Origin of the sequence: Colwellia sp. MB02u-9, from assembly GCF_014077085.1 — a bacterium.
In the GTDB taxonomy this organism is placed as follows: domain Bacteria; phylum Pseudomonadota; class Gammaproteobacteria; order Enterobacterales; family Alteromonadaceae; genus Cognaticolwellia.
On sequence record NZ_JACGVF010000100.1, the window covers coordinates 84,328 to 104,328 of the forward strand.

A 20,001-nucleotide genomic window follows, 5' to 3' on the forward strand; every position below is an offset into this window, starting at 1 on the left:
TTTTACAAAGCCCCTTGTGCGCTTATAGCGACAATTTCTGTCACTAATTCACTAAAGCTTAAGCCGTGAACTTTAGCGGCTTTGGGTACTAATGACGTTTCTGTCATACCAGGTACGGTGTTAACTTCCAATATCTGCCATTGATTTTGGCCATTGCGCATAATATCTACCCGGCCCCAACCTTTTGCTCCGGTGGCATTAAAAGCTCGCAAGGCGATATTTTGTACCTCTGCCTCATCATCTGCTGATAATGAACACGGACAATGATATTGCGTACTAGTTGATTTATATTTCGCATCGTAGTCATAAAAATCGTGCGGCGTTTCCATATGAATCACTGGCAAAGGTGTTTGGCCCAGAATGGCGACAGTATACTCAGGGCCTTGCACCCAAGCTTCTACTAATACTTGTTGGTCGTAGTTAAACGCGGCCATAAGTGCTTGATGCAATTCTTCGCTATTATTTGCCTTTGACATGCCAATACTTGAGCCTTCATTGGCCGGTTTAACCATAACAACAGCGCCTAACTGCTGTGAAATTTTTGCCGCGTCACCCATTTGATAGTCAGTTTTACTGACAATGGCAAAGGCAGGCGTAGGTAAGTTCATCGCTTGAAATACTTGCTTACTACGAATTTTGTCCATTGATAGTGCAGAGCCAAGCACATCAGAGCCGGTGTAAGGTATATTCATATATTGCAGCGCACCTTGCACACAACCGTCTTCGCCACCACGACCATGTAAGGCAATAAAAACACGGTCAATATCCAGTGTTGCTAAATCACTTAAGCAATAATTTTGGGTATCAATTAATTGCACATTAAAACCGGCTTCGGTTAAGCCTTTTGCAACCGCTTTACCAGAATTTAGCGATATCGCTCTTTCTGCTGATGTACCACCATATAAGACGGCTAATTTTTGCTCGATTAAAGGCTTCATCATAGTGCCACCGTTAATTTTTTATCTGTCGCTAAATTACTGGCAATAGTACCGATATTTCCAGCACCTTGCGTAATAACCATGTCGTTGTCACGTAACTGCGCTGCCAATAATTCAGCTAACTTGTCACTGTCGCTGACATAAATCGGTTCAATTTGGCCGCGTTGACGAATACTGCGCGCTAAACTTTTACTGTCGGCATTGGCAATCGGCGTTTCACCCGCACCATAAACATCAAGTAAAAATAAGCAATCTACTTCAGATAACACTTCGACAAAGTCTTCATAAAGATCACGAGTACGCGAATAGCGATGGGGTTGAAATACCATCACCAGGCGTTTTTCAGGCCAGCCATTTCGCATGGCCGCTATAGTGGCTTTAACTTCTGTTGGGTGATGACCATAATCATCTATGAACATCATTTCGCCTTGCTCAGTGCGTAAAGTTGCTAATTGTTCAAAGCGTCGACCAATACCAGCAAAGTTTTGTAAAGCTTGCTGAATAGCGTTATCGGCAACACCTTCATCAATAGCAACGGCCACACCTGCTAAGGCGTTTAACACATTGTGCTCACCTGGCAAATTAACGCTAATGGCTAAGGGTGCGTAGTCTTTGCGCTCAACAACAAATGAACTAACGCCGGCTGATTGTTGATATTGCGTGGCTCTTACATCAGCATCTTGACAAAAACCATAGGTAATAACCTGACGACTAATACGTGGTAATATTTCTCGCACCGCTGGATTATCTAAACACACCACGGCTAAACCATAAAAAGGTAAGTTGTGGAGAAACTCAATATAGGTGTCTTTAAGTTTCTCAAAATCACCTTGATAAGTCTCCATATGGTCTTCGTCGATATTGGTGATCACAGAAACCATAGGTTGTAGATGTAAGAAAGACGCATCGCTTTCATCCGCTTCTGCGATCAAATAACGGCTACTGCCTAAACGCGCATTGGTGCCCGCGCTATTAAGTAAGCCCCCAATCACAAAAGTGGGGTCTAAATTTGCCTGAGCAAAAATACTGGCAATTAAACTTGTAGTGGTGGTTTTACCATGGGTGCCCGCAATGGCAATACCGTGGCGAAAACGCATCAGCTCTGCCAACATTTCAGCGCGACGCACTACAGGAATACGTTGTTGATGTGCAGCAAGTAGCTCTGGATTTTCAGCATTAATCGCTGTTGACACCACAATAACGCTCGCATCGTTTACGTTATCTTGATGGTGACCTAAGGTGATTTTTGCACCCAAGGATGTTAAGCGCTTAACGACTTGGTTTTCACCAATGTCAGATCCGGTAATTTGATAACCTTCATTTAGCAAAACTTCAGCGATACCACCCATACCCGCACCACCAATACCAACAAAGTGGATGGTTTTAACCCGACGCATTTCCGGCATCCTGTTACTGGCATTATTTGATGTTGTATTGTGTAATCTTGCATCGCTGTTACTTGCTGTTGTCATTGCTTTACTCATGTTTTTGCCACCTCAATACAAGCTGTTGCTACCAGGTTAGTGGCATCAGCATGGGCAGCGTTGTGTGCAGCTTTAGACATCTGCTGCAGCACTTTGTCGGATATAAACAAACTATTAAGCATTTGCCCTAGTGTGGTGCCGTTAAATTCTTTTTGGACAATTAACTTTGCCGCGCCACAGTTAACCAAATACATAGCGTTCTTGGTTTGATGATCATCAACCGCATGCGGCAAAGGTACGAATATAGCGGGCTTTGCTGCCATCGCTAATTCAGACACAGTGAGTGCGCCCGCTCGGCAAATCACTACGTCAGCCCATTTATAGGCTGCTGCCATATCATCAATAAACTCTGTTACCTTAACCTTCTCTTCTGGTAAACCGTAATCTTGATAACTTTTTAACACTGACTGTTCATTGCCGCCACCGGTTTGATGCCACACATCAATACTTTGTACTTTAATTTGCTTCATCGCTTGTGGCACAACATCATTGAGTATTTTCGCGCCTAAACTGCCACCCACAACTAATACTTTTTTGCTGGTGGCCGGTTTTTCAGGCATCACGGTTTCAATAGCGATAATCTCGCTACGCAATGGGTTGCCAACCACCTTTGAGGTGACTCGATTGCTAAATGCGCCCGGAAACGCACTTAACGTTCTGGTGGCTAGATACGACAGAAAGCGATTACTCATGCCCGCAACGGCATTTTGTTCATGTAATACCAAGGGAATACCTAATAGCCATGCTGCCACACCACCCGGTGCACTGGCATAGCCGCCCATCCCAAGCACCGCATCAGGCTTAACCTTGCGCAGTATTTGAATTGACTGCAGTACAGATTGCAAAATTTTAAACGGTGTTTTCAACCACGTTTGCCAGTTTTTATTACGTACGCCAGACATATTGATAAATGAAATGGGAAAACCATTTTTTGGTACCAATTCCGCTTCCATACGCTCAGCGGTACCAAGCCAATGGATGTTCCAGCCTTGTTTTACTAGGGCTTGTGCAACCGCAATACCTGGAAATATATGACCACCGGTTCCACCTGCCATCACTAGCAGGGTTGGGCGCTTTACTTCATGACTTGTCTGTTCAGTCATTTTCGCTCTCAATAATTTTTGTTTGATGCACTTTTCTGGGTTTCTTATTGCTGTCTTTATGATCACCAGTCGTGCGACTAGTGGCTTGAATACTTTGCAAGCGAATTTCGTGGTCAATGCGAATCAAAATCACTACAGCAAGGGTCATAATAATCATTGAACTACCACCATAACTAATCAGCGGCATTGTTAAGCCTTTGGTTGGTACTACGCCTGCACTCGCGCCGATATTAACCGCTGCTTGAAAGCAAAACCAGATACCAATGGCATAGGCAAAAAAACCTTCAAAATACTTTTCTTGATTAACCGCTTTTCGACCTAGCAGTAAAGCTTTAAAAACCAAGGTCATACTTAACATTAAAATAACACTAATACCGATAAAACCAAACTCTTCTGCCAATACAGCCATAACAAAATCCGTATGTGCCTCAGGCAAATACTCTAATTTTTGTACGCTATTACCTAAGCCTTGACCAAATGTTTCACCGCGACCATAAGCCATCAGTGATTGAGTTAACTGATAACCACTACCAAAAGGGTCTTTCCATGGGTCGAGAAAGCCGGTTACCCGTGCCCAACGATAAGGCGAGAAATACGCTAACATGGTCAATAAAGTGATACCTACACCTGAAATAGCAATAAACTGCCATAATTTTGCACCGGCTAAAAACAACAAACCAAACGTGGTAACAAACATCACAATAATGGTGCCTAAATCAGGCTGCATTAATAACAAGGCACTTAATAGACCAAAAACCATTAAAGGCTTGGCAAAGCCTTTAATATTTTCCATTACCTCATTACGGCGCCTAACTAAGTAAGCAGACAAATAACAAAAGAAAAAAAGTTTAGCCGGCTCTGCAGCTTGTACCGTTATCGGTCCGACGCTAATCCAACGGGTAGCACCATTCACATTTCGGCCAACAACTAAAACAACCACAAGTAAAATAACAGCGATTAGCAGCAACTTACTGCTGTATTCATGCCAACGATGCATAGGTATTTGCAAGGTAAAGGCGGCAACACCCAGACTGAGTATGATATAAATCATATGACGGACAATAAAATGAAACGGGTTGTCAAATAAACGTTCAGCAATCGGCATTGATGAACTTGCTACCATAATTAACCCTATGATATACATACTAAATGCAAGTATTATGTAGCTACGGTCAAAGGTCTCTACCCTTCTTTCATCGGTTTGCAACCATGGCGGTAAGGCCCATTGTGATAAATTAGCAAAGGATAGCGACATTACCTTTGCTCCTGATGCGTTAATACTGAGGTGATAAATACCACGCCCCGTTCAACGTAGTTAGCAAACATATCTAAACTGGCACAGGCGGGGGAGAGTAAAACCATATCGCCGGCCTTTGCCTGTGTTCTGGCCAGTGTTACTGCTGCGGCTAGCGAATCAACGTGCGAGGTTTTATCGGCTTGGCTTGGTAAGCGTAATGCGGCAATGGCAGGTCCGTCTTTGCCGAGCGTGATCAAGTAATCTACGTGTTGAGTTAAGGCTTGAGATAATGGAGAAAAATCAGCACCTTTACCATCACCGCCGGCAATTAAAATCAGTTTATTCGCGGATAAGGTGGGCGCTAATCCTTCAATGGCGGCCAGTGTTGCGCCAACATTGGTGGCTTTTGAGTCATTAATCCAACGAATACCATCGTTTGTTTCAATCACTTCACAACGATGTGCTAAGCCTTTAAAGGTCATTAAACTGGCCAACATAGCTTTTAAATCCCAACCGGCACATTTTCCTAACGCCAATACGGCTAAATAATTTAACGCATTATGAAGACCTTGTAATGGCAATTCAGCTAAAGAACATAATGCCTGCTCACCTAACATTAAGTGGCTGATACCCTGATACTCTGCAAGACCAAAATCGCCATTTTGTGCGGGGTCGCTACCAAAACTTAACCGCTGACTATCGCCATAGCAGGCTTTAGGCAGAGTAGCCTTGTCATCACGGTTATAAAGCGCATAGCTACAGTGTTGATAAATGCTTTGTTTGATTGCGCCATAATTTTCAAGGGTTTTGTGACGATCTAAATGATCATCACTTAAGTTCAATACAGTGGCGGCCAATGCCTTCATACTTTTTACGGTTTCAAGCTGAAAACTTGATAGCTCTAACACAATAAAATCGGCAACGTCTTGATCTATTTGATCCAGGACTGGCAAACCAATATTGCCACCTAACTGCACGCGGTAACCTAAGGCATTACCAACATAATTTAACATGGAAACAACGGTAGATTTACCATTGGAGCCAGTCACCGCTAAGATCGGCGTATCACTTAATCGGCAAAACAATTCAATATCACCAATAACATCACAATTTTCAGCCATGGCGTTACGAATAGCCGGCTCAGCCATATTAATGCCAGGGCTAACAATCAAAATATCGGCTTGGGCTATTAATGCTTGCTCCCAATGGCCAAGCACTAAGGTATTATCAGCAAATTGCTGTTTAAAATCACCGGGAGAAATAGGCATTGCTCGGCTGTCGTTTACAGCAAAAAAAATTTGATGGCGATGTAAAAAGCGCGCGCACGACAAGCCCGTGATCCCAATACCTAAGATCACGATTCGCTTATTGGCTAATTGCGTCGTTACCGACTGGTGCAATTGTTTATTCACGCGTCTATTTTTACCTTAATTTCAAGGTTGCTAATCCAACCAAGACTAAGACTAAAGAAATTATCCAAAAGCGCACAATCACTCTTGGCTCGGGCCAACCTTTTAACTCATAATGATGATGAATGGGCGCCATACGAAAAATTCGTTGCCCGCGCAACTTGTATGAGCCTACCTGCAAAATAACCGAGAGCGTTTCTATTACAAAAACGCCGCCCATAATAAATAGCACTAACTCTTGCCTAACTAAGACAGCAATAACGCCTAGCGCAGCGCCTAAAGCAAGCGAGCCAACATCACCCATAAAAACTTGCGCAGGGTAAGTGTTAAACCATAAAAAACCTAAACCTGCACCAACAATAGCGGTACAAACCACCACAAGTTCACTCGCTAAAGCAATGTGTGGAATATGTAAATACTCAGAAAAATTGGCATTACCTGTCATATAAGCAAATATCGCAAACGCACCTGCCACCATAATAGTTGGCACAATCGCTAAACCATCAAGACCGTCTGTTAAGTTAACAGCATTACTGGTGCCAACAATCACGAAATAGACTAAGCCGATATAAAGCAAACCTAACTGGGGCAACACATCTTTAACGAAGGGAATTAATAACGTGGTTTCTTCAGGGCCTTGAGCAAACTGGTATAAAAATATAGCGGTTGCTAAGCCGACTACGGTTTGCCAAAAATACTTCCAACGGGCAATTAACCCATTGGAGTCTTTGCGAATAACTTTACGGTAATCATCAACAAAACCAATCAAGCCAAAGCTGACCAACACAAACAACACCACCCAAACATAGGTATTGGTTAAGTCAGCCCACAATAAAACGCTGACCACAATTGACGCTAAGATTAGCAGCCCGCCCATGGTTGGCGTACCCGATTTTACTAAATGACTTTCTGGACCATCGTCACGAATCGTTTGGCCAATCTGCATATTTTGCAGAGCGCGGATCAATTTAGGACCAAAATATAACGAGATAATCAAGGCGGTAAGCGTTGATATGATCGCTCTAAAGGTTAAATAAGAAAAAACATTAAAGAATGAATAATACGGGGTGAGATACTCACCTAACCAAAGTAACATTATGCCTGCTCCTGCATAGTCTGACTGTTATGCCATTTAATAATATCAGCCACTACGTATTCCATATGAGCACTGCGCGAACCTTTAACTAATAATGTCACTTGCTGTTCTTCATCTTGAAGTAACTGTTGTAAACGTGACATGAGTTTTTCTTTGCTACTAAAATGTTGTGCCTGTGTATTGCGCCCTCGATAAAAAGCGTCAGAGGCATTTTGACTTAATACGCCTAAGGTTAACAAATCATCAATCTCTTTACTTTTTGCATGTTCACCCACTTCTTGATGGTAACGACGTGCTTCACCACCTAATTCCCCCATATCACCGAGAATAAGTATCCTGCGCCCTGGGTAGCTCGCCAATAAATCTGACGCGGCATTTATTGATTCAACATTGGCGTTATAGCTATCGTCGATTAGCTTAATTTTGCTACTCAGTTGATGTAGATTCAAACGCCCTTTCACCGCAGCCATAGCAGCTAAACCTAAGCGAATATCATCTAAACTGGCACCAAACTCTAACGCTATCGTTGCAGCCGCAACCGCATTGCAGACGTTATGGTGGCCTGGCACAGTGAGTTCAATATAAGTATTACCGATTGGCGTTATTAACTGAAAACTCGCACAGCCGTTATCATCTAAAACTTCTTGATGACTATAACAATCTGCACTACCTTGACAGGAAAAACGCCGTACTTGTTTGTCAGTTAAACGCCATTGCCACTTATCCGCCCACGGGGTGTCTTGGTTATAAATCGCCACACCACCGGCGGTTAAGCCAGAAAAAATTTCACCTTTCGCTCGGGCGACTCCACATAAATCGCCAAAGCCCTCTAAATGGGCCGCGGCGATATTATTAATCATGGCAACATCTGGCTTGACCAGCGCAGCAGTATAAGCAATTTCGCCAATATGATTAGCGCCTAATTCGACCACCGCAAAGTCATGTTTTTGCTCTAGTCGTAATAAGGTCAACGGCACACCGATATCGTTATTAAAATTTCCTTTTGTGGCTAACACATTGCCTAAACGATTTAAAATCGCCGCCACCATTTCTTTTACCGTGGTTTTACCGCTACTGCCGGTGATTGCCACGGTTTTTGGCGCCACTTTTGCTTTAACATAAGCCGCAATGTCGCCTAATGCTTGATGGGTGTCTTTCACCACTATTTGCGCAATATTAAGCTTGGCTTGAGCTTGCTGAACAATAACAGCGCTACAGCCAAGTTCGCTGGCTTGAGTTAAAAATTTGTGACCATCAAAATTTGGTCCGTGCAAGGCTAAAAAAACATCACCGGCCTTTAATGCTCGACTGTCGGTACTAATGGCATTAATGGTAAGATTTTCACCGATCAATTGGCCGTTAACAGCTTGCGATAACTCAGTTAAGGATAACGAGATCATAACGTTAGCTCTTTTTCTAGTGAGTAGAATGCTTTTACAATGGCGCGTTCATCATAATGACGTTTTTCATTGCCAAAAATGATGTAGTCTTCATGGCCTTTACCAGCACAAAGAATGACATCATCAGCATCTGCTTGTTTTAATGCCATTAATACCGCGGTTTTTCTGTCTAATATTTTTTCAAAGCGAGTTGTTTTTCCTAAGCCAGCAATAATATCGGCGGCAATAGCCTCAGGGTTTTCGCTGCGTGGATTGTCGTTGGTAATGATGATGTGATCGGCTTTACTTTCTGCCACCTTCGCCATCAATGCCCGCTTACCCACATCACGGTCACCACCACAGCCAAACACTAGCCATAACTTGCCATGACAGTGCAAACGACAGGCGTCTAACGCACTAGATAATGCGTCGGGGGTATGAGCATAATCGACCACAGTGGTCGCTTTACCCGCAGACGAAAAGGCTTCCATACGGCCCATAATTGGCACTAGTTGGCTAATCGCGCTAACAATAGTGGTTAGTGCTATATTTTCGACCATCAATACGGCAATCGCCGCTAAAAGATTTTCAACATTAAAATCACCTAACAACTGACTACGAACTTCAGCTTGGCCTTGCTCAGTGTTGAGCGTGAAACTAACACCCTTAGTGTGATGCTCAACATTAAATGCTTGGGCAAAGCGCGGAAAGTTAGCGATATTTTCACCTCGACCATAAACCACAACAGGCTGTAATTTTGGCCAATGGGCTAACCAACTTTGCGCTTGGGGGTCATCACCATTAATAACGGCAACTTGCTTACCATCACAGCTAAATATTGCTCGCTTAGCCGCCGCATATTCGGTCATGGTTTGATGATAATCTAAATGATCACGGCTTAAATTAGTGAAAACGGCGGTGTTAAATAGGCTTGCACTGACGCGTTTTTGCGCTAGGGCGTGTGATGATACTTCCATTGCTACATCGGTAATTTTTTCTTCCGCAAATAACGCCAGTAGTTGATGCAGCTCTGTCGCACTCGGCGTCGTGTTTTCAATGCTTGTTAAGTGCGCAAGCTTGCCAGCACCATTAGTGCCGATAACCGCACAATTTTTCTGACAAGCATCTAATAAGTTGGCAATAATTTGGCTGGTACTGGTTTTGCCATTAGTGCCGGTAATACCAATGATATTTAAATATTGCTGGGGCGCGTTATAAAACGCTTTTGCTAGCTCGAATAACTCATGGTTAAGTTGAAAGTAACTTAACAGGGGTATCGCATTACCTGATGCCTGTTGACACCAAGTGAGTTGACCATGCTCTGATGACTCGGTAGTTTCTTGCAATATCATCGCACAATTTGTGGCCAGCGCCTGAACAATATATTCGCGGCCATCGCGTAAGCTGCCAATAACCGCACAGAATACATCACCGGCAATAAGTGCTCGTGTATCGTTGACTAAATTAGCCTTAGTAACACTAGCTTGCTGATTAAAAGTCGCTTTAAGTTGAGTCAAATCATTTGCTGTTAGCGATATTTCACCCAAACTTAATACTGCCTCGATAGCAGCAAAGTTTATGGCTTGATTTGAAACCGTTAAAGCGTGATCAGACATGATCATGCTCCTTAGTTGAACTTTTCGCTTTTTGCTCTGCTTGCACCGAAGATACTCGCGTGTTGTCATCAGGCGGCACATTAAGTAGTCGTAGTGTGCCCTTCATAATTCGTGAAAAAACTGGCGCAGCCACTTCACCGCCATGATATAAATCACCGCCTGGATCATTAATCACCACTACCACGGCAATTTCGGGATCTGAGATCGGTGCTATACCGGCAAACAGGCCAACATAATCATCACCATAACCACCGGCAAAGGCTTTAATCGCAGTACCACTTTTACCGCCCACGCGATAACCATCAACTTTTGCAACGGTATAGTGTTGATTAACCACATTTTCCAGCAACTCGACAACATTTTGACTATTTTCAGCTGAGAAAATACGTTCATGTTTTTGCTTCGCTAGCGATGCTGCATCTTGCTTTAAAATCGTTAAGGGCATTTTAATACCGCCATTGGCTAATGTGGTGTAAAAACGCGCCAACTGAATAGGGGTAATGGCTACGCCGTGGCCCCAAGACAAAGTAGCTAACTCAAATTTTGACCAACGCGGCCTATCGTGCATCATGCCCGAACTTTCACCGACCAGGCCAGTACCTGTGTCTTCAGAAAAGCCCGCGTCAAAAAATTTATCGATAAGGTAATTTTTTGGTACAGATAACGCCAACTTAGTGGTGCCCATATTAGAAGAATGTACTAATAATTCTGATAGGGTAATTTTGCCAAGGTAACGTGGATCAGAGACACGACTGCCACCTAAGCGCATCCAACCGGGATAAGTGTCAATAATGCTATCTTTTTTTATACTGCCAAATTCCAAGGCGGTTAATACCGTTAGTGGCTTCATGGTTGAACCCGGCTCATAAATATCGGTAATAGCGCGGTTACGAAAACGATGAATGGCAACACCAGAGCGATTATTTGGGTTATATGACGGGCTGTTTACTAGCGCTAAAACTTCACCGGTATTGACATTGGTGACCACTGCCGAACCTGATGTAGCTTTAAACGCCTTCACTGCGCCCTTTAATTCACGATAAGCGAGTGCTTGAATACGTTGATCTATACTCAAGGTGATTTTTTCTGGTGGCGTAGCCGCTTTGACCGACAATATTTCTATTTTTCGACCTTTGGCGTCTTTACGATATTGTTTCTCGCCATTTTCGCCCGTCAGCAGTTGATCATAAACGCGCTCAACTCCTTCAATGCCTTTATCATCAACATTGGTGAAGCCAACGAGATGAGCACTTATTTCACCCGCCGGATAAAAGCGTTTAGATTCTTTGCGCAAATGAATGCCAGGAATTTTCAATTCTTGAATGTAAACCGCCATAGCGGGGGCAACTTTACGTTCAATATAAACAAAACGTTTACTTGCGTTTTCAGTTACCCTTGCTTTTAATTCACTAACCTCTTGGCCCAAGACATCAGCCAAAGCCTGCCAATGTTTTGTCATAGACAAGGCATTAGTATCAAAAATAATTTTAGGATCAGCCCAAACGGTTTCTACTGGCACACTAATGGCTAACTCATGACCATTACGGTCAACAATCGAGCCTCGTTGCACCGTTTTAGTATTGGTACGCAACGAGCGATTGTCGCCCTGTTTTTTCAACATGTCGGGTTCAAACACTTGAATGTAGGCGGTACGGGTCATCAAGCCAGCATAAATAAGCACAACAGCAGCTAGCACAACGTAAAAACGCCATGCTACCGTGTTTGGATTATGTTGTGCTGGTTTTTTCATTGCCATACCCGTGGTAATAAATCATGGTAATTTAATAATAACTTCCGAGCTTGCATCTGGCCTTGTCATATTAAGTTGCTTTGCTGCACTGCTTTCTATCGCGCTGTGTTCGGCTAAGCTGTTTTGTTCTAGTAATAAGTTGCGCCATTCAATTTCTAAGGCGTCACGTTCGGTTAATAAAATTTCAATTTTACTGGTTGTTTGTCGATTTAAGTGGGTAAAATAAACCACTGAAAACGCTGATATCAACACCAATAATAAAACGCCATAAGTGGCTAAATGACGTTGAATGTCATACCAGATATCAAAAAACAACACTACTTTTTTGGTTGCCATACTAACGCACCATGATTAGCGCGCCAGTCTCTGTGCAACCCTTAATACTGAGCTGCGAGAGCGAACATTCTCTTCCACTTCATCTTTACTGGGCTTTAATCTGCGACCAATTAAGCTCAAGTTTTTACCCTTGTTCAATTCTTCTTCGCTAATGGGTAGGCCCCGTGGCACTTTTCTGCCTTGCGAATGCTTTTTCATAAACTGTTTCACTAACCGATCTTCGAGCGAGTGAAAACTAATCACCACCAAACGACCATCGGTGGCCAATACCGACAAAGACGCAGACAGTACTTTTTCAATTTGCTCTAACTCACTATTAATATAAATGCGAATCGCTTGAAAACTACGTGTTGCAGGATGCTTTTTCATTTCCCTTTGTGGTGCTGTTTTCTTAATTAACTGTGCTAATTGTCCGGTACGTGTCAGCGCCGTTTCTTCACGCTCGTCAACAATGGCATTAGCAATTCGCCAAGCATGTTTTTCTTCACCAAAAGTTCTTAGCACCCAAGTAATATCTTCAACGTCGGCCACTGCTATCCACTCGGCAGCTGTTTGGCCACGTGTGGTATCCATTCGCATATCGAGTGGGCCGTCTTTCATAAAACTAAAACCACGTTCTGCTTCATCAAGTTGCGGAGAAGACACGCCAAGATCAAGTAAAATGCCGTCTATTTTTTCAGTTAACTCATGTTTCTCAACAATCATCTGTAAGTCAGCAAAACCATGATGTTCGATAATAAAACGCTTATCGGCGGCATATTTTTTTGCCGCTTCTATCGCGGTTAGATCTCTGTCTATCGCGATCAAGCGTCCGTTAGGACCTAAATTATCAAGAATTAAACCTGAATGTCCGCCACGACCGAAGGTACAGTCGATATAAGTACCCTCTGGTTTTATCGCCAATCCAGAGATTGACTCGGCCAGTAAAACTGAAATATGTGCATTATCATGTTGCATTATAAATTTATCAACGCCATCTAGTTATCATAATTTTCATTGAACGATTTATCATAAAGATAAATCAAGTAATCGGTCAGTGAGCTCTGTTTCACCTGACTGAATTTGTGCAATGCCTTGCTGCATTTGGTTTTGCCAAGCGCTATCATTCCAGATTTCAAACTTTCTCAACTGACCGACCAACATCAAGTTTTTTTTCAAGCCTGCATGTTGGCGCAGTGGGCCATTAATTAATAAACGGCCACTTTTATCGATTTCGCAATCTGAGGCATTACCTAATAACACTTGTTGTAATAAACGCTCTTGTGGATTCATACTCGACAATTCACAAAGCTTTAATTCTATTTCTTCCCATTCGGGTAGTGGATATAACAATAAACACGGATGTTGAATATCTACAGTGCAGACCATTTTTCCTTGGCAATCAGCAAATAGCTCCTCGCGATACCGCGTAGGTATAGTGATCCTATTTTTGCTGTCGAGTGTTATTGCACTAGTGCCTCTGAACATAATCTACTTTATTATCCACTTTAATTGTTTTGGGATCACCTACGATCCACTAATTCCCACTTTTTACCACATTGTTACAGTTTAGTGAGTAAAGTAAACTTATGTCAAGTAAAGTTTTTGCAAATCCATAGCGCTGAATGCCTGTAAATAAAGGCTTTGAGGGAAGTGAATGAAATTGTGCACTTTTGTGGATCTGACGCCCAATGTAGACTGAAAATTAATTTTTTGTAACTAAAAAAGTCATTCTAGTGTCAACAATTAGTGACAATAAACCCACTTTTTTCATCTGGCAAAAATCTGCCTATTTAAGTGGCGCGGGTATATAAGTTAAAGTTTTCGCCCTTTAACTTGATCGCTAGTTTATCACCTAAGGCAAATAGTTCTGGGCTATAAAAGCTCAATTGTGAGAAGACTAGTGCGCTATCTTGCTCAATACTACTGAGTAAATAGTGATAGCCTTGTTCAGTTACGCCGATATGTTCAACGATGACATTACTGCCCTGTTCTTCGCATAACTCGATATTATTGGGTTTAACCAATAATTGGTAACTAAGTGTCGAGTCTTTCTTGTTGTCTACTGGTGCATTAACGATAGCACTAGGCGCTAATTGGCCAATTAGGCTGGTTACTTTCGCGTGATTATAATCCGCCAGTAGTGCTACCGGCAGCCAACTACCCAGTTGTAAAAAGTCAGCTACTTGCCAACTATTAGGCTGCTGGCAAACCTGAGCAGGAGGGCCAATTTGTAGCACCTTACCTTGATGCATAACGGCAATTTTATCCGCAAAGGTGAACACTTCATCTTTATTATGAGTAACAAAAATAGCGGTCATACCCAAACGCTTTAATAACTGCCTGATTTCAATCATTAATTCATTACGTAACCTAGCATCAATATTTGAAAAAGGTTCATCAAGTAATAATAAGCTAGGTTGTGGAGCTAAAGCACGGGCGATAGCGACTCTTTGCTGCTGGCCACCAGATAATTGATGCGGGTAACCTTGTCCAAATTCAGTTAATTCAAGTAAAGTCAGTAACTCTTTACATCGTTTTGCTTGCTCTGTTTTTGTTAATTTTTTCAGGCCAAAGCAAATATTTTCATTAACGCTAAGATGAGGGAACAAAGCATAGTCTTGAAATATCATCCCGATATTACGCTGTTCTGCCGGCAACATGGCTGCAGTACTGATTTTTATTTGCTGATTATTACTGGTGTTAATTTCAATGGTGCCGGCACTTTGTGCGACAAAACCCGCTAAGGTGTTTAGTAAGGTTGTTTTGCCACAACCACTGGGGCCAACCAGTCCTAATATTTCACCTTTAGCCAATGATAAATCAACTTGCGTTAAAATCACTTTTGTTTGTAATTCAACGGCTAAATTTTCAATATTAATCAGTGGTTTCACTGGGTGTCCTTCTGGCGGTTGAGAATAATAATCGGCAATAAGCCAAACAAGACAATTAAGATAGCGCCTAACGCACCCTGCTCTAAACGTTCATCTGAGATAAGCTGATATATTTGCGTACTCAAGGTTTCAAAGTTAAAGGGTCGTAATAACAGTACCGCAGGTAGCTCTTTCATGGCTTCAACAAAAACTAACAACCAAGCCACCAAAATAGATGATTTTAATAACGGCAGATGAACACGAAAAATTGCTGACAAGGTAGTTACACCTAAGCTCGCTGGTGCTAAATCAAGTGATTTTGGGATTTGCTCTATACCCGCGCTAATAGTGCCGTTGGCAATAGCTGAAAACCTGACGATATAAGCAAAGACAATAGCAAAAACCGTACCTGACAATATTAATCCAGGCGCGGCAAAACCTAACGCCTTAGCCACGTCGTTAATAGCATGATCTAATGGGCCAAAAGTGGCGAGCATGGCCATTGCAAGCACAGTACCTGGAATAGCATAACCAAAACCAGAAATTTGCACTGGCAACATCCGAAACCGGCTTTGATGTAAACGTTGAAATAAAGCCAGTATCAAGGCAATGAACGTGGCGATGGTCGCTGTATAAGTCGCAATTTCAATACTGTTTTTACCGGTAGCAATTAATGCAACAAGCTGTTGATAATCGGCATAATCTATCACCATTACTAGCAATAGAATAACCGGCAATAAAAAACCAGCAAAGACTAAAAACCAACAGAATATACTGCCAATGATTTGCTGAGCAACACTAAGCTGCTTACGCTGGTGTTGGGTATTTGGCCGGCTTGATTGATGTCGCTGCCCCGCTCTAGCGCGTTGCTCTGCAACAACAATAAATAAAATAAATAACATCAACACACTGGCTAATGCGTTAGCGGCAGCAAAATCATTGTAGCCAAGCCAAGTATCATAAATAGCTGTGGTTAATGTACTGACAGCAAAATATTGCACAGTGGCAAAGTCGGCTAATGTTTCCATAGTGACTAGCGCTAATGACACGGCAATAGCCGGACGAGCTAAAGGTAAAGTCATCTGAAAAAAACTTTGTCGCTCGGTACAACCTAATAACCGACTTGCTCTTAACAAGTTACGGTCTTGTTGCTCAAAAGCGGTGCGTGTCAACATGTACACATAAGGAAACATGACCAAGGCAATAACAACAGCTGCACCACCTAGGGTTCTAATATCAAAAAAGTAATAATCATTGGGTGATTGCCAATCAAACCACGCGCGCAATAAACGTTGCACAGGGCCAGCATAATCAAATAAATCGGTATATAAATAAGCGACTAAATACGCAGGCATTGCGAGCGGTAACATCAGCAACCATCTTAACTGCTTGCCCATAACAATATTAGTTTGGCTAATAAGCGCGGCTGCCGGCACACCAAAGCAAAATGATAACAAGGCCACCAACACTCCAAGTACCAAGGTATTACGGATATATTCAGGTAATACCGTCGCCCATAAATGGCTAAAAAGATCGCTGGACGCATTAATGCTGCCCAATAACATCACCACAATTGGCGACATTAAGGCTAAAGCAAAAAACCAGCTGAAGAATTTCCAACTGGTGTTTTTATTACCGGTGAGCACGAGGCGAGAACTTAATGATAAGCGCTATAAATCAAATTTTGCTTTATCCAGTAAAATCAAAGCGGCTTTACGGTGTTTAGCCATAGTTTCTAGCGGTAAACTGTCGGCTTTGAACTCTCCCCAAGCAGCGACTAATTTAGACGGTTTTACCCCTGGGCGTACAGGATATTCCATGTTGGTTTCCGCATACATTTTTTGCGCCGGCGCTGATACTAAAAAATTCATTAATGCTAATGCATTGGCTTTATTTGGCGCATATTTTGCCATCGCCATGCCGGAAATATTAACATGGGCACCACGATTATTTTGATTCGGGAAGTTAATATAAACCGCCTCAGCCCAAAGCTTTTGTTTTTCATCTTTGAGCATATTACCAAAGTAATAACTATTACCTAACGAGATGTCACATAAGTTTTGGTGAATGGCTTGCACTTGTGCACGATCACTGCCTTGTGGTTTACGCGCTAAATTGGCTTTAAATTTTTGTAACCAAGTCAGCGTATCTGCTTCACCGTGTTCTGCAATCATAGATGCCACTAAAGCAACATTGTAAGGGTGCTTACCACTGCGTGTACAAATTCGACCTTGGTATTTTTCATCAGCAAGATCTTCATAATTGAAGTCAATTTTACCTAATCTTTTTGCTGAGTAAATATTTCGTACCCGTGTAGTTAACGCATACCAAGTATTGTCAGCCGCTTTAAATTGCGCAGGAATTGCCGCACTTAATTCAGCAGATTGAGCCGGCTGTAATAAGCCATTATCTTTTAATTCAATTAAACGGCTAATGTCTGTGGTTAATAAGATATCTGCCGGACTGTATTCACCTTCACGTGTTAGGCGTTCGGCCATACCTTTTTTGGCAAAAACCACATTAACCTTAATACCGCTTGCTTTAGTGAATTCATTAAATAGAGGTTCAACCAGAAACGGTTGACGGTAAGAGTAAACATTAACCTCGTCAGTTGCTGCCACATTAAAACTTGCCGCTAAAAGTGCAACTAATACCAAAGGAGAAAACCAGATTTTATTCAACGTGAAGCCCGCCTAAATAATCAAAAATTTGATGAATTTATATTTTCTGTCAGACTAATCAAGATACTGATCACTGTCAAGGTTTTTGAGAATTATTCTCATTCAGCTTTCATGCGATTTTTCCTAAAATCTTACTAAATCAGAAAGATAAAAAGTTGTTTAGGAAAACTCATCAGCATGACCGCTTATCTATTGGTTATTGGCTAACTTTAGCCTGCAAAAAAGCCTGAGCTGATGCATTGAGGCAACGATTAGAAATATAGTGTCTAAATGAATTATGACTAATTAACCAACCCTGATCTGTGGGTGTTATTCGCTCTATATCGCTAAATTTCATCTTGTTGTCGTTATAAAATGACGATATATGCACACTGTCTGCATCAATTTTTAAGCTCACCTCAGCTTTCGCCACTTTACTTAACATCTGACGTGCCACCCACCAGGCTTTTTTATAGCGACTGCTGACAATCTCTAACAAGCCTAAAGAGAAAATAAACCAAGCGGCATATGGATTAAGTTCAGAAAACATCACCAACAATGCACCTATCATTAGCAAAAATGCACCTTTACGATATAGCGCAACGAAAGTTGGCGCGGGTACCGATTCATCATAGCATTCACTAAAATGAGATTTGTCTAATATAAATGTTGTTTGGTAACTAAAGGGCTGAGTCATATTACAGTTATGTTTAATGAAGTTATCCGCATTTTACCAATATTTTGGCATTATACCAATGCCATTAAGTTGCTGATTTTGTTGTGCGCAGGAAAAATAAACTAAAGCGGTTCACTTTATTTCTAATCTGGCGTTTATCCCTGCTCTACTTCAGGAGCCAGTGTCGAAGTTAGGCTAGGAAATCAGCTTAAAGGGTGATTAATAAAATCACGACTAAAGCTGTTGATTTATCATCCGCTTTATCAACATAACTTTGTTAGCATAACAGCGGCATCAACAAAATTTAGGCAACAAAAAACCGCGTTAAACGCGGTTTTTAAAGCAAAATTTATAACAAATTAGCCGTTGATATAATCAACACCTTCTTTGATATCAGCTTTTAATGTTGCAAGCATGTCATCTTTTGCTTTTTGTTCAAATGCACTTAGCTCGCCGTAAGGTAATATTTCAGCAATACCATTAACGCCTAAACGAATTGGGTGAGCAAAATATGCCGCATCGCCGCCTTCAACGTCTACGTAAGCGTAATCAACAACATCTTCACCTTGTAAACCTTTAACTAAAGATAAACAAAAACGAGCAGCAGCAGCGCCCATTGAAAGTGTAGCAGAACCACCACCCGCTTTAGCATTGACGACTTCAGTACCGGCATTTTGAATGCGAGGTGTTAAAGCCGCAACTTCTTCATCAGAGAAAGTCACACCTTGAACTTGTGAAAGCAATGGTAAAATTGTGGTACCTGAATGGCCACCAATTACTGGAATTTTAACTTCACTTACGTTCAAGCCTTTTAATTCAGCAATGAAAGCTTCAGAGCGAATAACGTCAAGCGTTGTAACACCAAAAACGCGGTTTTTATCGTAAGTACCGGCTTTTTTGAAAACTTCAGCAACAATTGGCACAGTACCGTTTACTGGATTAGTAATAATACCGACTAGCGCTTTAGGGCAATTTGCAACAATGCCTTCTGCTAAGGTTTTAATAATACCGGCATTAACAGCAAATAAGTCTGCACGGTCCATACCAGGTTTACGTGGCATGCCGGCTGGAATAATAACAATATCAGCTCCAGTAAGGGCACCGGCTAGATCATCAGCACCAAAACCAGCAACTTTTACTGCTGTTGGGATGTGTGATAAGTCAACGGCAACACCTGGAACAACTGGTGCAACGTCATATAAAGATAACTCAGAACCCGCAGGTAATTGAGTTTTTAATAGTAAAGATAACGCTTGGCCAATACCACCAGCAGCGCCTAGCACAGCAACTTTCATTCGATGTCTCCAGAAATTTGAGTAATTACGTAATAATTTGTCGGCCAAAAGATATAGTAAAAATGGCCAAAAAACAATGATTTTACCAAACAGATTAACTTATTGTACAACTTAGCGCCTCTGAATGAATTTAGCTCAAGCAAAATATTTTATAGATAATTATGCTTGTA

At 41.9% G+C, this 20,001-nt stretch carries 17 protein-coding genes; all 17 read right to left on the reverse strand.

Features of this window, described 5'->3' with window-relative positions; genetic code table 11:
- Positions 1-2 precede the first annotated feature (2 nt).
- Entirely contained in the window at positions 3-938 is a 936-nt protein-coding gene (locus H4J65_RS16525; protein ID WP_259364548.1) for a D-alanine--D-alanine ligase, read from the reverse strand.
- On the reverse strand, positions 938-2,344 hold the full coding sequence (murC, locus tag H4J65_RS16530; RefSeq protein ID WP_220465187.1) for a UDP-N-acetylmuramate--L-alanine ligase: 1,407 nt from the start codon (positions 2,342-2,344) through the stop codon (positions 938-940). The genes H4J65_RS16525 and murC overlap by 1 nt, the downstream gene beginning before the upstream one ends.
- A gap of 74 nt (positions 2,345-2,418) precedes the next feature.
- Positions 2,419-3,525 carry an undecaprenyldiphospho-muramoylpentapeptide beta-N-acetylglucosaminyltransferase gene (murG, locus tag H4J65_RS16535; RefSeq protein ID WP_182136596.1) on the reverse strand — a complete coding sequence of 369 codons (1,107 nt, stop codon included), beginning with the start codon at positions 3,523-3,525 and terminating at the stop codon, positions 2,419-2,421.
- Positions 3,518-4,780 carry a cell division protein FtsW gene (ftsW, locus tag H4J65_RS16540; RefSeq protein ID WP_182198856.1) on the reverse strand — a complete coding sequence of 421 codons (1,263 nt, stop codon included), beginning with the start codon at positions 4,778-4,780 and terminating at the stop codon, positions 3,518-3,520. Before ftsW ends, murG begins: the two co-directional genes overlap by 8 nt.
- Positions 4,780-6,174, reverse strand: coding sequence for a UDP-N-acetylmuramoyl-L-alanine--D-glutamate ligase (gene murD, locus H4J65_RS16545; RefSeq protein WP_310649949.1), 1,395 nt, complete (start codon positions 6,172-6,174; stop codon positions 4,780-4,782). The genes ftsW and murD overlap by 1 nt, the downstream gene beginning before the upstream one ends.
- Before the next feature lie 10 nt (positions 6,175-6,184).
- Entirely contained in the window at positions 6,185-7,267 is a 1,083-nt protein-coding gene (gene mraY / locus H4J65_RS16550; RefSeq protein WP_182136598.1) for a phospho-N-acetylmuramoyl-pentapeptide-transferase, read from the reverse strand.
- Positions 7,267-8,667 (reverse strand): UDP-N-acetylmuramoyl-tripeptide--D-alanyl-D-alanine ligase, encoded by a 1,401-nt coding sequence (gene murF, locus H4J65_RS16555; RefSeq protein WP_182198857.1) that lies wholly within the window; start codon positions 8,665-8,667, stop codon positions 7,267-7,269. The genes mraY and murF overlap by 1 nt, the downstream gene beginning before the upstream one ends.
- Positions 8,664-10,262, reverse strand: coding sequence for a UDP-N-acetylmuramoyl-L-alanyl-D-glutamate--2,6-diaminopimelate ligase (locus H4J65_RS16560; RefSeq protein WP_182198858.1), 1,599 nt, complete (start codon positions 10,260-10,262; stop codon positions 8,664-8,666). The genes murF and H4J65_RS16560 overlap by 4 nt, the downstream gene beginning before the upstream one ends.
- Positions 10,255-12,018 carry a penicillin-binding transpeptidase domain-containing protein gene (locus H4J65_RS16565; protein WP_182198859.1) on the reverse strand — a complete coding sequence of 588 codons (1,764 nt, stop codon included), beginning with the start codon at positions 12,016-12,018 and terminating at the stop codon, positions 10,255-10,257. Before H4J65_RS16565 ends, H4J65_RS16560 begins: the two co-directional genes overlap by 8 nt.
- A gap of 15 nt (positions 12,019-12,033) precedes the next feature.
- Complete coding sequence (gene ftsL, locus H4J65_RS16570) at positions 12,034-12,348, reverse strand: cell division protein FtsL (RefSeq protein WP_182136602.1); 315 nt, start codon at positions 12,346-12,348, stop codon at positions 12,034-12,036.
- Positions 12,349-12,363: 15 nt separating this feature from the next.
- Positions 12,364-13,305: a 16S rRNA (cytosine(1402)-N(4))-methyltransferase RsmH gene (rsmH, locus tag H4J65_RS16575; RefSeq protein ID WP_182136603.1), complete on the reverse strand. Its 942-nt coding sequence runs from the start codon at positions 13,303-13,305 to the stop codon at positions 12,364-12,366.
- 51 nt (positions 13,306-13,356) lie between these two features.
- Positions 13,357-13,815 carry a division/cell wall cluster transcriptional repressor MraZ gene (gene mraZ, locus H4J65_RS16580; protein WP_182136604.1) on the reverse strand — a complete coding sequence of 153 codons (459 nt, stop codon included), beginning with the start codon at positions 13,813-13,815 and terminating at the stop codon, positions 13,357-13,359.
- A gap of 305 nt (positions 13,816-14,120) precedes the next feature.
- Positions 14,121-15,221, reverse strand: a complete 1,101-nt coding sequence (locus H4J65_RS16585; protein WP_182198860.1) for an ABC transporter ATP-binding protein — start codon at positions 15,219-15,221, stop codon at positions 14,121-14,123.
- A complete protein-coding gene (locus H4J65_RS16590) occupies positions 15,218-16,846 on the reverse strand; it encodes an iron ABC transporter permease (protein ID WP_310649951.1) in 1,629 nt (542 codons plus the stop codon). The genes H4J65_RS16585 and H4J65_RS16590 overlap by 4 nt, the downstream gene beginning before the upstream one ends.
- Before the next feature lie 24 nt (positions 16,847-16,870).
- Entirely contained in the window at positions 16,871-17,872 is a 1,002-nt protein-coding gene (locus H4J65_RS16595; RefSeq protein WP_182184088.1) for an extracellular solute-binding protein, read from the reverse strand.
- A gap of 205 nt (positions 17,873-18,077) precedes the next feature.
- Positions 18,078-18,557 carry a YcxB family protein gene (locus H4J65_RS16600; RefSeq protein WP_182198861.1) on the reverse strand — a complete coding sequence of 160 codons (480 nt, stop codon included), beginning with the start codon at positions 18,555-18,557 and terminating at the stop codon, positions 18,078-18,080.
- Positions 18,558-18,895: 338 nt separating this feature from the next.
- Positions 18,896-19,831, reverse strand: coding sequence for a malate dehydrogenase (mdh, locus tag H4J65_RS16605; RefSeq protein ID WP_182136607.1), 936 nt, complete (start codon positions 19,829-19,831; stop codon positions 18,896-18,898).
- Positions 19,832-20,001 lie beyond the last annotated feature (170 nt).

What these genes read in the sequence shown, in the direction of transcription:
- mraZ (WP_182136604.1), bottom strand. Translation starts at nt 13,815, where the DNA reads ATGTTCAGAGGCACTAGTGCAATAACACTCGACAGCAAAAATAGGATC.
- rsmH (WP_182136603.1), bottom strand. Translation starts at nt 13,305, where the DNA reads ATGCAACATGATAATGCACATATTTCAGTTTTACTGGCCGAGTCAATC.
- mdh (WP_182136607.1), bottom strand. Translation starts at nt 19,831, where the DNA reads ATGAAAGTTGCTGTGCTAGGCGCTGCTGGTGGTATTGGCCAAGCGTTA.
- mraY (WP_182136598.1), bottom strand. Translation starts at nt 7,267, where the DNA reads ATGTTACTTTGGTTAGGTGAGTATCTCACCCCGTATTATTCATTCTTT.
- H4J65_RS16525 (WP_259364548.1), bottom strand. Translation starts at nt 938, where the DNA reads ATGAAGCCTTTAATCGAGCAAAAATTAGCCGTCTTATATGGTGGTACA.
- H4J65_RS16600 (WP_182198861.1), bottom strand. Translation starts at nt 18,557, where the DNA reads ATGACTCAGCCCTTTAGTTACCAAACAACATTTATATTAGACAAATCT.
- H4J65_RS16565 (WP_182198859.1), bottom strand. Translation starts at nt 12,018, where the DNA reads ATGGCAATGAAAAAACCAGCACAACATAATCCAAACACGGTAGCATGG.
- murC (WP_220465187.1), bottom strand. Translation starts at nt 2,344, where the DNA reads ATGCCGGAAATGCGTCGGGTTAAAACCATCCACTTTGTTGGTATTGGT.
- H4J65_RS16560 (WP_182198858.1), bottom strand. Translation starts at nt 10,262, where the DNA reads ATGTCTGATCACGCTTTAACGGTTTCAAATCAAGCCATAAACTTTGCT.
- ftsL (WP_182136602.1), bottom strand. Translation starts at nt 12,348, where the DNA reads ATGGCAACCAAAAAAGTAGTGTTGTTTTTTGATATCTGGTATGACATT.
- murF (WP_182198857.1), bottom strand. Translation starts at nt 8,667, where the DNA reads ATGATCTCGTTATCCTTAACTGAGTTATCGCAAGCTGTTAACGGCCAA.
- murG (WP_182136596.1), bottom strand. Translation starts at nt 3,525, where the DNA reads ATGACTGAACAGACAAGTCATGAAGTAAAGCGCCCAACCCTGCTAGTG.
- ftsW (WP_182198856.1), bottom strand. Translation starts at nt 4,780, where the DNA reads ATGTCGCTATCCTTTGCTAATTTATCACAATGGGCCTTACCGCCATGG.